The sequence below is a fragment of the Candidatus Sphingomonas phytovorans genome (assembly GCA_029202385.1).
In the GTDB taxonomy this organism is placed as follows: Bacteria; Pseudomonadota; Alphaproteobacteria; order Sphingomonadales; family Sphingomonadaceae; genus Sphingomonas; species Sphingomonas phytovorans.
Map to the genome: position 1 here is coordinate 3,380,535 of CP119314.1, position 14,278 is coordinate 3,394,812.

Annotated in this window: 13 protein-coding genes; 4 read left to right on the top strand and 9 right to left on the bottom strand. The window is 65.1% G+C overall.

All coding sequences use genetic code 11. The features are described from left to right. Position 1: 1 nt before the first annotated feature. Positions 2–994 carry a UbiA family prenyltransferase gene (locus P0Y59_15540; protein ID WEJ98356.1) on the bottom strand — a complete coding sequence of 331 codons (993 nt, stop codon included), beginning with the start codon at positions 992–994 and terminating at the stop codon, positions 2–4. Between the two features lie 140 nt (positions 995–1,134). On the opposite strand from P0Y59_15540, the gene P0Y59_15545 reads away from it, so the two are divergent. Beyond that, on the top strand, positions 1,135–2,355 hold the full coding sequence (locus tag P0Y59_15545) for a glycosyltransferase family 4 protein (GenBank protein WEJ98357.1): 1,221 nt from the start codon (positions 1,135–1,137) through the stop codon (positions 2,353–2,355). Between the two features lie 27 nt (positions 2,356–2,382). Here the strand turns inward: P0Y59_15545 and P0Y59_15550 are convergent, their stop codons facing one another. The 6 genes from P0Y59_15550 to P0Y59_15575 all read right to left on the bottom strand — a co-directional run bounded on the left by P0Y59_15550 (position 2,383) and on the right by P0Y59_15575 (position 8,048). Then, positions 2,383–3,276: a hypothetical protein gene (locus tag P0Y59_15550; GenBank protein ID WEJ98358.1), complete on the bottom strand. Its 894-nt coding sequence runs from the start codon at positions 3,274–3,276 to the stop codon at positions 2,383–2,385. After that, positions 3,273–4,328, bottom strand: a complete 1,056-nt coding sequence (locus P0Y59_15555; GenBank protein ID WEJ98359.1) for a hypothetical protein — start codon at positions 4,326–4,328, stop codon at positions 3,273–3,275. Before P0Y59_15555 ends, P0Y59_15550 begins: the two co-directional genes overlap by 4 nt. A gap of 110 nt (positions 4,329–4,438) precedes the next feature. Then, positions 4,439–4,621 carry a Trm112 family protein gene (locus P0Y59_15560; GenBank protein WEK02592.1) on the bottom strand — a complete coding sequence of 61 codons (183 nt, stop codon included), beginning with the start codon at positions 4,619–4,621 and terminating at the stop codon, positions 4,439–4,441. Between the two features lie 29 nt (positions 4,622–4,650). Beyond that, positions 4,651–5,940 carry an ABC transporter ATP-binding protein gene (locus tag P0Y59_15565; protein ID WEJ98360.1) on the bottom strand — a complete coding sequence of 430 codons (1,290 nt, stop codon included), beginning with the start codon at positions 5,938–5,940 and terminating at the stop codon, positions 4,651–4,653. 39 nt (positions 5,941–5,979) lie between these two features. Beyond that, positions 5,980–6,801 (bottom strand): ABC transporter permease, encoded by an 822-nt coding sequence (locus P0Y59_15570; protein WEJ98361.1) that lies wholly within the window; start codon positions 6,799–6,801, stop codon positions 5,980–5,982. Between the two features lie 95 nt (positions 6,802–6,896). Next, positions 6,897–8,048 (bottom strand): cytochrome P450, encoded by a 1,152-nt coding sequence (locus tag P0Y59_15575; GenBank protein ID WEJ98362.1) that lies wholly within the window; start codon positions 8,046–8,048, stop codon positions 6,897–6,899. Positions 8,049–8,399: 351 nt separating this feature from the next. On the opposite strand from P0Y59_15575, the gene P0Y59_15580 reads away from it, so the two are divergent. Continuing rightward, on the top strand, positions 8,400–10,313 hold the full coding sequence (locus P0Y59_15580) for a CocE/NonD family hydrolase (GenBank protein ID WEJ98363.1): 1,914 nt from the start codon (positions 8,400–8,402) through the stop codon (positions 10,311–10,313). Positions 10,314–10,480: 167 nt separating this feature from the next. After that, positions 10,481–12,286: a hypothetical protein gene (locus tag P0Y59_15585; protein ID WEJ98364.1), complete on the top strand. Its 1,806-nt coding sequence runs from the start codon at positions 10,481–10,483 to the stop codon at positions 12,284–12,286. A 28-nt stretch (positions 12,287–12,314) separates the two neighbouring features. On the opposite strand, the gene P0Y59_15590 is transcribed toward P0Y59_15585, so the two are convergent. Next, the gene (locus P0Y59_15590; GenBank protein ID WEK02593.1) at positions 12,315–12,716 is read right to left on the bottom strand and encodes a ribose-phosphate pyrophosphokinase; all 402 of its coding nucleotides are present in this window, start codon (positions 12,714–12,716) and stop codon (positions 12,315–12,317) included. Between the two features lie 128 nt (positions 12,717–12,844). After that, complete coding sequence (locus tag P0Y59_15595; protein WEJ98365.1) at positions 12,845–13,237, bottom strand: hypothetical protein; 393 nt, start codon at positions 13,235–13,237, stop codon at positions 12,845–12,847. A gap of 122 nt (positions 13,238–13,359) precedes the next feature. Between P0Y59_15595 and P0Y59_15600 the strand changes: the two genes are divergently transcribed. Continuing rightward, the gene (locus tag P0Y59_15600; GenBank protein ID WEJ98366.1) at positions 13,360–14,148 is read left to right on the top strand and encodes a helix-turn-helix transcriptional regulator; all 789 of its coding nucleotides are present in this window, start codon (positions 13,360–13,362) and stop codon (positions 14,146–14,148) included. Positions 14,149–14,278: the final 130 nt, after the last annotated feature.

Sequence of the window (14,278 nt, forward strand, 5' to 3'; positions counted from 1 at the left end):
CCTATTGATGAATACGGCGCGGCAGCTTCCATGCGTCGGAAATTACCTGGCTCAACCGGCCGGGAAAGAACAGGCAATGCAGCGCGAGCATGATCCAGTCCGCTGGATGCGCCAGTGCGGAGGCGACCAGCAGCGAGACCGGCAGGAACACCTCATAATATTCGTTGAGCAGGATCAGATGGCGCGGGCGCGGCTGGACGATCGCAGCGTGCATCTCGAACCGTTCGAGCTTGAAGATCACCAGAAAGGCGTAGAGCACCAGCGCGACGAACGGGATGCGATCATCGAGCAGCCAGAGCAAGGCGAACAGGGCCGCGCATTCCAGCGGGAACATCGCCCTGGCGCCGATCGCCCTGGCCCAGCGCCCGCCATGCCGCTGCACGAAGGTGCGCACATTGCCGATCCGGTCAGCCTCCTCGTCGCTCAGCTGATGCCACAGGATGCCGCGTACCCCGAAGGCACCGGCCCACACCCCGACCAGCACGAGCCAGGCGAGATCGGGCGCCACACCGCCAGCGCGAAAGGCGAGCAGCGCCGCGACCAGCGCGGGAAACAGATGCGCGCCACTCGCATCGGCCATCACCCCCAGCAGGCCCCGCGTCTTCAACCGCAAGGGCGGCAGCGAATAGGCACTGAATGCCAGCCACGCCGCGCCATAGGCCGCCAGCAGCAACGGATCGTCACGCCAGCGCCATGCCATGGCCAGCCCGATCAAAAGCGGCACGGCAACGAGCAGCGCGGTCGTCACGCCTGACCGCCCCTCAAGCCGGTTCGGCTTGCCAGCTCGCCGATCCTCGTCACGGTCGGTAAGATCGTTGATCACACTCACATAAACGGCACCGGCCGCGATCCCGATCAGCAATTCGATTACGACAGGCCAGGCAGCAGCAATCGATGCGTGGCGACAGGCGAGCGTCGCATAGAAAACGCCGAGGATCGGGAGCAGCTTATACTCCCACCACTCCGTCGCCCGGATGATTTGCCCGATCCGCACCTGATTCATTCCCCCTGGCCGACCCGTTCATCGCCGATATTTCGCCACGACATAACTGCTTGTTTTACAAAATCCTGCGATTTTTGATTGACGGCATAAAGGGGCAACGTGGTAGCGACGGCACAGAGGGGGCTCCGTTTTTGAAAATCGCCGATCCGCGCCATATTGCTTTTGTCAGCTGCAACGAGACACATTGGGGGGGCAGCGAGGAACTTTGGGGGGCCGCCGCCGCCGAACTGGCCCGCCGCGGCCACCGCATATCGGTCGCCAAGCCCAACCTTCCCAAGGGCGAACCGGCGATCAAGCGGCTGAACGAGGCGAAGTGCACACTGCACGATCTTGCCAAGTTCCCGCTGCTGCCCAAGGCATTTTACGGTATTTTCTCGTTGATCAGCCGCGCCGCCGGGCTGAGCTGGCAACTCGCCCGCCTCGATATCGCGCTGCGCTTCTCGCGCCCCGACATGGTCATCCTCTCTCAAGGCGGCAATTGGGACGGTTTCCTCTATGCCGGCGTGCTGCGACGGCTCGGCATTCCCTATGCGCTGATCTGCCAGAAGGCGACCGAACTCTACTGGCCGTCCGACTGGATGCGCGAGCGGTGCAAGGCGATGTATGCCGACGCGCAGGGAGCCTATTTCGTCTCGCACCACAATCATCGGCTCACCGAAGAGCAGATGGGCATGGCGATCCCCAGGGGGGAGGTCGTGCGCAATCCGTTCCTCACCGCCTGGGATGCGCCGCTTCCCTGGCCCGATACGGGCGACGGGCTGAGGCTCGCCTGTGTCGGCCGCTTCTTCCCGATGGAGAAGGGCCAGGACATGTTGCTGCGGGTGATGGCGCTGCCCAAGTGGCGCGCCCGCGACGTCAGCGTCTCCTTCTTCGGCGCCGGCGATCGCGCCGAGGGCTTGAAGGAAATGGCGGCCTTCCTTGGGCTCGACAATGTCGTCTTCCCCGGTTTCGTCCGGAACGTCCAGGGAGGGATCTGGGCACAGCATCACGCCCTGATCCTGCCGACGCGCGCCGAAGGGCTGCCGCTGGTGGTGGTCGAGACGATGCTGGCCGGGCGGGTGACGATCACGACCGACGTGGCCGGCAGCGCAGAGGTCTGCAGCGACGGCGAGACCGGCTTCATCGCGGCCGCACCGACTGAAGCTGCCATCGACGAGGCAATGGAGCGCGCCTGGGCCGCACGGGCGACATGGCCTGCGATCGCCGCCGCCGCCGCCGCCAGCATCCGCACCCAGGTGCCGCGCGATCCTGCCAGCACCTTCGCCGACATCGTCCTGCGCCTTGTCGACAAGGGCGCCGTGCAGGCACCGGCCAGGGACTATGGCGAGGAACTCGTCGGGGCTGCCGAATAGCTGGTCCGCGCCACAACCGGGCGCGGTCTATTGCGGATTCAGCCGGTGCTCGAACAGATAGTCGCGGGCAAAGGGCCGGTAGATCGGATCTACCGCCAATCCATCGGCGGTACCGCGCACCGCCTCGAGCAATTCATCAGTGACAACCGTCCTGTCGACCGGTTTTGCCGGTGATAGCCGATTGAGCAGCGCGATCGGCCGGCTCAACCGGTTGTCGAAAACAAGACCAAGGTACAGGCGCGACATCCGCCGACGAAACGGCAGACGCCTGACCAGCCGGGCGATGCGAGGATACCATCGCAGCTCGACCGGAGAGAGAGAACGATTGACCACGGCGTCCTTGAAATCGAACGGCGCCACGCCGAGCCGCCGTTCCATCTCAGCGCGGAACCCGGCCGGATCGCGCGCCAGCAATTCATAGGGCAGCACGATCACCCGATCGCCGAAACGGGCGCGGTACATCGCGATCAGTTCATCATAGCACCAGGGATTTTTGCCGCCCAACCACATCTGCGTTTCCAGATCGTCAGTGCCGCCGACCCGGACATATTGCGAATAGGAGGACAGGATCATCGACCGGAATCCGCGCGTGACGATCAGGACATGCGCGTCCGGGAAATTGCCCGCCAGCAGGGCACAAGCGCGCGCCTGTCGTTCTTCCAGCGTTCCTTCGCCCGGATGCGACAAATCGATATCGCGCCGCCCGGCATCGAGAAACGGGAAGGTGAATGCCTCGTGGCTGGTGACGCGCCACAGATAGCCGGGATCCTTGCCAGCCGCCTCCGCAACAAGGGAATGAATGCTGCGGAATCCGGCGATGCCGCCATGCGCATAGGCGATCTGCGGATGGGCGGCGAACCAGCGCTGCAAGAAGGTCGAGCCGGTCTTCGGATAGCCGATATGAATCAGATGACGGGTCACGCTGCCTCCGTGCGCGATACCCGTGCAAGCGCCTCGATGCAGAAGCCGGTGGTCAGTTCCTCCGATCCCCAGTGCGGCGTATCGGGGTGCGCGGGCGCAAGGCTGCCGTCACGGCGACGTTCGCGCCCTCCGAAATAGACCGGCGCGCGCGGCCAGCTTCCATCGGAAGACTGGCGAGCAAGCAACGCATCGATCAGCTCGTCCGGCGGCATCGCACCGCAATAGAGCCGGGCGGCGATCGACAAGGCGATCTCCAGCGCACTCGTCGGAGGCGCGGCGTCCAGCCTGGCGAGGAGCAAGCCCCGCGCCTCTTCCGAACGGTCCCCAAGCGCACGGGCGAAGAAATACCAGAGTACGAAGGGGTTCTCATACCATTTGTCGGCATCTGGCTCACCGCCCCGGCGCAATATCCCGACCAGCCGCTCGACCACGCGCGCATCGCCCGGGAAGCTGCCGAGATAATGAAGGCAATTGGCATTCACGCCCGCATCGACATCGGCTGGCGCCGCGGAGGTCTTCTTGAAGAAGAACCAGAGCGTCACGAGATGGCGAAGCTGCGGCAGCGTCACCCGCATATGCGCCCGGCCGGTCCAGCGAGCCCGGGGCATGATCCAGGTCAGGAACATGCCCTGCGCGTCTCGGTTCGCGAGGAGCAGCGCCGGGTCCGCACCGTCCGTCGAGCCAGCGGCCGCAAGGGCGGCCGACACGCAACACGTATCGTCCATATCGGGCGGCAACTGGCGAAAGAACGGGTGATCCCGGGTCCAGTGCCGCCATAGGCCATGGCGATCGCGCTGGGCGAGCAGGAACGCCAGGCCACGGTCGCGCATCAGGTTGGCGGCGGGGACGAAGGACAGGCAATGCGCGATCAGGGCGGTCGGGAAGATCGAGGGATCTGGCTCGCAATCGCCCGCCATGTCCCTGCGCAGCGACGTCACCACGCGGAACTCCCCGCTGTCGAGCTGGACGTGTTCCAGAAAGGCGAGACCTCCGGCAAGCGCTGCCCGCACATCGGCGCGGTCGAATCTGCCCTTGGGTGTCACGATTGCCATTCCCGGATTCCCGTTCGGACCCAGACAAGCCGGAACGTCGTTCATCCGGCGACGCTTAGCCAGTCGCCATTGCGCTGTCGACGGCTCCAGCCGCCCGCGGGCCATCGCGATCAGTCGGTGTCGATCCGCCGTGCCGCCTCGATCAACAGGACGGGAATGCCGTCGCGGATCGGGTAGGCGAGACCGGCCTGATCCGAAACCAGCTCGCCGGCGATCGCATCATGCCGCAACGGAGTCCGCGTCGACGGGCAGACGAGCCTGGCAAGCAACGTTTCATCCATATTACGCCGCATGCCGGAATTCTCCTCGACCGACCCTTCGGTCATTTCCCGTCCGTTCCGTCCGGCGACACCCGGAGCGGTTCATCCCATTGCGCATCAAGCCGCACCAGCTGATTCGCCCAGATCTGCAGATTCAGGACAGGATCCGGATCGGTATGCACCTGGATATGGCATTCCCGGCTCCGCGAACTCTCCAGGGCGATCGGGTAGTGTGTGGTGGCATCGAGCAGCGTCGCGCGGACAATGTAGCGGCCGGCGAGCAGCGGCACATCGGGCAAGATGCAGCGGAGAATGCCGCGACCCGCGTCGAGACGCCGCGGTGCCGTATCGACCGCACCGCAAACACAGGTCCATCGATCCTCGGTCCAGATGCTCAGCGCCCATATCACCTCGGTCGCCAGGTCGGCCTCGTAACGGAGCGTCACCTCGGCCCGCCCGCCGGTGCGGATATCCCCGCCGCTACCCGACGCCATGCTGAGCCCGCCCATGCGCACCGGGCCATTGGCGGCGAAGTCGCCCGACTGGCTCGCCTCGACCGCCGGCCGCTGCTCGAGCATCCTGCTGACCGCATCGGCCACACCGCCCTCGAGTATCACGCGGCCCCGTTCGAGCAGGACAGCGCGGTCGCACGCCGTCTGAATCTGTTGCACATTGTGGGAGACCAGGAGCAGCGATCCGCCCCCCTGGACGAACTGCCGCATGTGGCGAATGCATTTGTGCTGGAAAGCGAGATCCCCCACCGCCAGAGCCTCGTCCACCAGCAACAGGTCCGGCCCGAGATGCGCGGCGAGCGAATAGGCGAGACGTGCCTTCATGCCCGAACTATAGGACAGCAGCGGGGCATCGATGAACTCCGCCAGTTCAGCGAAATCGATCACTGCCTCTAGCAGGCGCCCGGTCGCATCCGGATCAAGGCCATGAAGCGACGCGCCGACCTCGATATTCTCGCGGCCGGTGAGCAGCGGGTTGAAACCGGTGCCGAGCTCGATGATCGCCTCGGACCGGCCGGCGATGCGCACCTGCCCCATATCGGGTTTCAGAAGACCGTAGATCACCCGCAGCAACGTGCTCTTGCCGGCACCGTTGCGCCCGATCACGGCGACGGCCTCACCGCGCCGCACGTCGAACGAAACATCGTCGAGCGCCCAGAATTCCCCGGGGCGCAGGCGACCTGCCCACCATTGTCGCCCCGACATCTCACCCGCGATATCGCCCAGACCGTAGAACAGCGCCTTTTTCAGATCGCCGCAATATTTCTTGGACAGGTTGGAAACCGACAGCGTCGTATCGCCCTTCCCCGAACGCGCGGCGCGATCAGGTGCGTCTGACATGTCGAGACCGGCAAAGGGGGGCGCTGCGACCTCCATCGCTCAACCCAACCGGCTGACGACATGCGGTCGGGCAAGCCGGTACCACAGCCAGGCGGCGACCAGACCGACAAGGGCGATGCCGACGATCACCAGAAAGCCATTGGAAACGCCCCACCAGCCCAGCAACCAGCTTCGGGTTGTGACGAGCAGCGGCGCGACCGGATTGAAACGGAGTGGCCCAAAGGATGGCAAGGGATAGATCACCGGGGTCAGGAAGAACCAGAAGGTCATCGCCATCGCGATCACGCGGCCGATATCGTCATACAGCAGCCCCAGTGGCGCCACCGCCAGCCCGATCGCCAGGCCGAACACCACCAGCGCGACGACCCCTGCGGGGATCAGCACCATCGACGGCACGAACGGCACCCAGATGGCGATCACCACCACAAGCACCACGAGACGGACCGCGGCATTGAGCAGCACCTCCATCGCTCCTGCGAGGATGATCGCCTCGTGCGGGACCCGGCTTCGCGTGATCAGCTGTCGCGCGGCAGTGAGTTGCTGCAACGGCGCGTTGATCGCGTCGACGAAGGATTGCCACAGGATCATGCCCGAGAGAACGAACAGGGGATAGGGCAGACTGGTCGGCGCGATGCTGACGATCCGCCGCGAATGGATATAGCTGCAGATCAGCACGGTACCCATCACAGGCATCAGCAGCCAGAGATAGCCCAGAAAGGTCCTGCGGTGCCGTACGCGCAGGTTGCTGCGGAAGAGCCGCCAGGCGATCGCGCCCGAGGCGCGCAGGTCGAGCATCGCCTTCGCCGCAAAATGGCGCGGCCGGCGCAGTTCCGGGCTGGCGCTATAGACGATGTCCTCCATCGGCCGCCTATGCCGCAACGCAGGAGAGAGTCATAGCCGCCCCCTCGCCGAGGCAAGCCCCCGTGCCGTTCCCGCGGAGGTTGCGGCAGCGGCGATCATATCGGCAGCACCCCGATTTCCAGGCTTTCCGGGGAAAGAGCTGCCTCGGTCGCGAAATAGCGGATTTCGTGCAGCGGCCGGAGCGCGTGGAGGGCGGACGAACGGTGCAACAAGGTCGCCACCGCGATGTTGGCCGTCGCGCGGCCGACTTGCGCGCCGATACAGGCATGAGCGCCGGAGCCGAACGCGAAATGGCGCGCGCTGCCCCGGTCGAGCCGAATCCGGTCGGGCTGCTCGAACTGGGCCGGATCGCGATTGGCCGCGCTCAGGCACAGCCTGACATCGGCTCCGGCCGGAATGGTCACGCCGTCCAGCTCGACATCGGCCGTCGCCAGGCGCGGCACCATATGTTCTGGCGGGTGCAGCCGAAGCACCTCTTCGACGAACGGCCTGACCAGACCAGGGTCGGCGCGCAGCGCGCGCTGGTCGCTGTCGCATTCGACGATGCGAAGGATCGTTCGCGAGATCACCCGTTGAGTCGTGGTGGTGCCAGCGAGCCACATCAGCCGGACGAGGCTTCGCGCCGACTCTTCGGGAATCCCCGCATCGGTCAGCGCCGCGAACATCGCCGAGCGATGCGCCAGCGCATCGAGGCTACGGACGAAATCGCCCAGCGGGTCCGCCATTCTCCGCGATAGTTCCTCGGCATGGACGATATCGTCCATGCCCGCCGCGTCGAGGCCGAGCAGGTCCGCCGTGACCCCGCGGCTGACCGGGATCGCATAGGTCGCGACGGCATCCAGCTCCCGCCGAACAAGCGCCTCCGACAGTCGCGACGCGGTCGCTTCCAGCCGGGCCGTCACGGCGGGAGAGAATAGGCGCGCGACCGTGCGCCGGATCACCGTCTGGACGGGCGGATCGGCGGCGAGCAGGATAGCGTCCACGTCCCGGTAAGGCGCGTTGGAGAAATGCTCGGGTCGGGCGAACGCTGAACGGACCGCGTCATGACCAAGGACGATCCAGTAATCGTTCAGCGGCAGGAACAGCACCGATCCTTCCCGCCTCAGGGTTTCATAGTGAGGAAACGGGTCAGCCGCGATCCCGGGCGAACACAGGTCGATCGTCGCCGAGGATTGAACCGCGGCCGGGGCCCGACGACGCGACAACGCCCGCATCCGGCGCGCAAGGGCGGCGGCGTAGCGCCTCATCCGCGCTCTGCGGCGTCGGACGGGCAGGCATAGTGCCGCAACCGGCCATGATGAAGCTGCTTCCCCCCAGACATCGACGTCCTCCCCTGCCCGGTCCCGCGACCTTGCTCATAGGATAGCCTCCGCCGGTTGCCGATCCCCTTTTGTCGAACAGGATGTGCCTGAGGCAGACAGCACTATCCACCACGCGAGCTTACTCGCACAGTCTTTCAGCGTGCATTCGGTGCTGGTTCCCCGGCCACCCCATGCAGGATGATCGCCCCCTGGCGCTATCCCGTGCCACCGGCTTGACACGGTAAAGCACCAATGGCCATGCCGTGTGCAGGACATAATATAACAGGGAAATTGCTCATGCGGATCGGGTTCGCGCTTCTCGCCACGACGCTTCTCTCCTCCATGGCCATCGCCCAGTCGACGCCGACCGCGGCACCCGGTGGCGACATCCCCGCCAAGTTCACGCCGCCCACCGCCAGCTACGACTATGAAAAGCGCGAGGTGATGATCCCGATGCGCGACGGGGTGAGGCTCCACACCGTCATCATCGTCGCCAAGGGCGCGAGGAACGCACCGATCCTGCTGACCCGCACCCCCTATAACGCCTCCGGCCGCGCGATGCGGGTCGACAGCCCGAACATGCTCTCGACCCTGCCCGAGGGCGACGAACTGTTCGTCAAGGACGGCTATATCCGCGTGTTCCAGGACATCCGCGGCAAATACGACTCCGAGGGCGACTACATCGTCACCCGCCCGGTGATCGGCCCGCTGAACAAGACCAAGGTCGACCATGTCACCGACGCCTACGACACCATCGACTGGCTGGTGAACAAGGCGAACCTGCCCGAAAGCAACGGCAAGGTTGGCATGCTCGGGTCGAGCTATGAAGGCTTCACCGTCGTCATGGCCTTGCTCAATCCGCACCCCGCGCTGAAGGTCGCGGCGCCGGAGAGCCCGATGATCGACGGCTGGATGGGCGACGACTGGTTCCATTACGGCGCGTTCCGCCTGACCAATATCGGCTGGCTCGCCGGTCAGACCGGCTACAAGGGCGCCGGCAAGTCGGCAGGGTCGCCGGCCTGGGACGATTACGACACGTTCCGCAAGGTCGGCTCGGCCGGCGAGTGGGCAAAACAGTCGGGCTTCGACCAGCTGCCCTACTGGAACCGCATGTCGAAGCATCCCGCCTATGACGAATTCTGGTCGGGACAGGCGCTCGACAAGCTGCTCGCAGCCGCGCCGTCCAGGGTGCCGACCCTGTGGGAACAGGGCATCTGGGACCAGGAGGACATGTACGGCGCGATCCACGCCTGGGAGGAGCTCAACAAGGTCGGCCATGGCAGCAACAATTTCCTATTGATGGGCCCATGGCGGCACAGCGGGTTCAACTATAACGGCTCGTCGCTCGGCGCGCTCAAGTTCGAGGGCGACACCGCATTGCAGGCGCGGCGCGACGTGCTGCTGCCCTTCTTCAACGCCTATCTGAAGGACGGCGCGCCAGCCTTCACCCCGCCGGCGGTGACCTTCTACAACACCGGCGAGAACAAGTGGAACAGGTTCGACAAATGGCCCCTCGCTTGCGACACCGGCTGCGCGGCACCGATGAAGCCGATCTACCTGTCGGGGGACTGGGGCCTCGGCTTCGACAAGCCTGAGGCAGGGGACGACAGCTATGTCTCCGACCCCGCAAAGCCGGTGCCGCATCTGCCGCGTCCGGTGAATTTCGGTGACGGGCGCTGGCAGAGCTGGCTGGTCAGCGACCAGCGTCATGCGGACGGCCGCCCCGACGTGCTGACCTACGAGACACCGGTGCTGACCAGGGCGGTGACGGTATCCGGCGTGCCGATGGCCGACATCTATGCGAAGACCACCGGCACCGACGGCGATTTCGTGGTCAAGGTGATCGACGTCTATCCGGACGAAGTCGCGAGCGACAAGACGATGGGCGGGTACCAGCTCGCCGTGAGCCTCGACATCTTTCGTGGCCGGTACCGCGACAGCTTCGCCAGGCCGAGCGCGATCCCGGCCGACAAGGTCCAGCGCTACCGCTTCCGCCTGCCCGCGGTGAACCATGTGTTCAAGCCGGGCCACAAGATCATGGTGCAGATCCAGTCGAGCCTGTTCCCGCTCTACGACCGCAACCCGCAGACTTATGTGCCGAACATCTTCTTCGCGAAGAAGACCGACTACAAGAAAGCGACCGTCACGATCGAGCGCGGCGGCGAGACGCCGAGCGCGGTGTGGCTGCCGGTGGTGTCGGGCGCCGAGTGATGGAACGTGGCGATGGCGGGCGGATCATGATCCGCTTGCTGTCGCCACTGGTGACGGTAGCGGACATGCGAAAGGACGCTGACTAAGCAAAGATGACAAAGATGATATAGCTCCCGACTGCTTCGATCTGCTAAGCACCGCCAGGCCGCAAATTCGAGGATAGTGCAATGTCCGTCGCTCGCTGGTGTGCTATTCTATCGTGTCTATCGTGCCTGTGCCTCGCACATCCTGCCGCTGCTCAAAGCGGGACGGACAAGGATACAGGCGCATCGGAACAGCCCCTCGCGACCAAGCTGCCCACGTCCCATGAAAAAACCAGCGGACCGGATATCATCGTCAATGGCGTCATCGACAAGAAGCGGGGCAGCTGGAAAAGAGCTGAATCCGACCACGTCATTGTCTTCAGCAAGGATAATGCGGGCGATCTGGCCCGCATCTCGAACAATCTCGAGCGACTCTATCATCTGATGTCACGCCTCTATCGTCGCGGCGACCAGATCGACGATACCACGAAGCTGCAGGTGACGTTGATCGACTCCACCGCTGACTTTCGCATGATGGACCTGAAGAATCTGCGGTCGGAAGAGGGGCCCTATCTGGCGGCTTTTCCCGACCGGACCTATTATGATCCGCGTGAGGATGGCGAGGTACTGGCCATCGCCCGCAACGACCAGATCATCGATCTGAACACGAACCGCGCCTACGATCTGGACTGCGACGATGCGCTCGGCGAGGGAGCATTGCAGTGCGCCGGCGACGCCGGCTACCACCCTCCTGCGGTAAGGACCTGGGAAGAGCTGCTCTATTCGGCCTTCGCGCAACATTTCATCCTGACCGCCGATCCAGCCGCCTATCCGCGTTGGTATCTGGACGGGGTCGGCGCGCTGTTCTCCACCATCCGGGTACGCGGAAACGGGGCGGTCGACTATGCCGTTCCGCCCCTGCAATATAAGGAGGTCCTGCGATCCTACGGCAATCTGAACGTTGGCGATATTCTGGCGGGGCGATATCTCGACGCGACGGCGTCTAAAAAAGCAAGCTGGTCACCCTATCATGCCTGGTTGCTTGCCCATTTTTTCCTGTTTTCCAATCTGAAACCGGAACGCAGCCGGCAATTTCACGACTATATGATGGCCATCCGTCGAGGAGAGCCGATGGCCGAGGCCGCCAAGGCATTCGGCGACATGGGAAGGCTGCAACGCGAGATCGGGACATATGCCGAGGCCCAGAAATCCTTCGCCCGCGCCGATCCTCCCCAGGGACTCGGCGGAGATCCGCTGATCACCACATTGTCGCAGGGCAGCGCGGCGCTGGTCGAGGCAAGGGTTGAGCTTGGCACACGCCTTCCTCCACTCCCGGCGGATGCGGGCGCCGGTGCAGCCGTTACGTCCCCGACCGAAGCACAGCGACGCGCCGACTGGCTCACGCAGGTCCGCGATACGGTGGCGCGCCTCCCTTATGATAGCGAAGCCCTGTTGTTCGCGGCTGAGGCCGAATGCCGCAGCGGCCATGACGCAGAGTGTCTTGCCGATGCCGACCGCGTGCTTGCGCGATCGCCGGACAATGCCCGCGCCCTCGCTTGGAAAGGCGTGGCCCTGACGGGTCAGGCCGTCACCGCCTCCCCTGCTAATCGCGCGGCCATGCTGGCGGTCGCGCGTAAGACGATCGAGCGCGCCGTCGAGCTCGACGGCCAGGCTCAGCAGCCACTGATCGCCTGGTTCCAGAGCTTTACCAGGGCTGGCGAGCGGGTTCCGGACCAGGCAATGCTCGGCATGGCGAGGGTCATTCGAAGCGTACCGGCCGCACCGGCACCGCGTTTGTACCTTGCCGAGGAACTGCTTCGCCAAGGCAACGCCGACCTCGCCCGCCGGGTTGTCTATACGGTGCTATACAGCGCCTATGATTCACCCGAAAAGACGGCAGCGCGGGCGCTGTTCGCCTCCGCTGACCGTCCGCCTCCCAAAGGTGGTTGAGTCGAGCGGCGGCGAGATATCGCAAGGCTCATTTCCCGATCGGCTCAACCCGCCACCAGTCAAACGCTTCCTCCTGCAGCCCCCGCACGAAGCGCAAAGCCTCAGCTCCGATCCAGGGGCCTTCATAGCCGCGCCGCATCGCGACGCCGCCGACCCACCATCCCTGGCCGGGCAAGCCATCGGATTCGCGCACGACCAGCACGGCCAGTTCGGGCTCGCCCGCTTCGGCCCCCGCGGCATCGACCGCGTCGAGCGTCTTGCACACGGCCCGCATCTTCGGCCGGGTGAAGCGGTGGCCGAGTTCGGCCAGCAGGTGCGAATAGCTGATCGCCTCGCCCGCTCTGGCCGAGGCGATCAGGATGGCGCGGACCCACGCGACGTCGCCGATGGCGCTGTCGGCCGGAGACGCCGGATGCGCCGGGCCGTCCATCACGGTACGTGCCTTGCCCATGTTTCCCGGCTGAACTCCATATGATGGCGTCGATCGCCTTCATTGCCACGCCGCGGGGAAATCGGCATCGAAAAAGGGCGGCCCGTCAGAGCCGCCCCTGAACGCCCTCATGCGGCCAGTGTCCGCCCCGACTGCGGCCGGTGGCCGAACTCAAGCCAGGCAAGCACTGCCACCGTCGCCGCCTGGGCGAGGACAAACACCGTGCCGAACAGGGTCGGCTCAGTCATCAGGACCACGGCGATGCTTGCCGCGACCCAGCCGATATTGCCGACAACGGCGAGCAGCACCAGCGGGCCGTTGAGCAGCGACGTCTTCGCCATCCAGGCGAACAGCGCTGCAACCGGGAACAGGCTGCATCCCGCCACCAGCAACAGGCTCGGGTGAAGCCCGGTCGGGCCGGCGAGCAGGCCCGACCCAAGGCTCATCACGGCGCCGGCGGCGAGGCAGGTCAGGGCATCGACGCCCAGGATGGTGCGGATGGTTTTGGTCGTGTCGGTCATGATTGCCTCCTTCTGGTTGGTGCGGCCGTTTTCGGCGAAGGAGGTAGGCACGTCGATTACCCGTGAGGTAATGGTGCCGCATTGGCCGCCGCTGCAGGGTCGGCCACCGAGGAGGAACGAAGATGATTGTCGCCGCACGGAACGTCGGGGATCATTTGCGCGAATGGCGCCGGATACGGCGGCTGAGCCAGCTCGACCTGGCGCTCGACGCCGAGATTTCGGCGCGTCATCTGAGCTTCCTCGAAACCGGCCGCGCAAGGCCAAGCCGCGAGATGGTGCTTCGCCTGTCGGAGCAGCTCGACATGCCGATGCGGGAGCGCAACCTGATGCTGACGGCCGCGGGCTTCGCCCCCCTGTTCGGCGAGCGATCGCTCGACGATCCCGAAATGGCCGGCGCGCGGCGCGCGATCGACCTGATCCTTGCCGGCCACGAGCCATGGCCAGCGCTTGCGGTCGACCGGCACTGGAACCTGATCGCGGCCAACCGGGGCATCGCGCCGCTGCTGGCCGGGGTGGATCCTCTGCTGCTCGACAGGCCGAACGTCATGCGGCTGGCGCTTCACCCGCAGGGGCTGGCACCGCGCATCATCAATCTGGGGGAGTGGCGGCACCATCTCATCTCGCGCCTGAAACGTCAGGCGCAGGCGGCGGGCGATGCCGATCTGGATAGGCTGGTGGCCGAGCTGGAGGACTATCCTGCCCCGCCCGCCTCCGACGCGAGGCCGGAAGACCTTGGCGGGATCGCGGTCCCGCTGAAATTGCTGGCGGGCGACCGGGTGCTGAGCTTCCTCAGCACCACGACCATATTCGGCACCGCACAGGACGTGACATTGTCCGAGCTGACGCTGGAGACATTCTTTCCAGTGGACGAGACGACGGCAGAAGCGGTGCGGGAGATGGTGGCGATGTGAACTGGAAGCCTCCGTCACCCCGGACCTCTCGACAAGCTCGAGACAGGCTTGTTCCGGGGTCCACGGCTCCGCAAACCAAACGGGGACAGAATGTGCGGAACAGTGGATGACGCAACGAGTCCGGCATGAC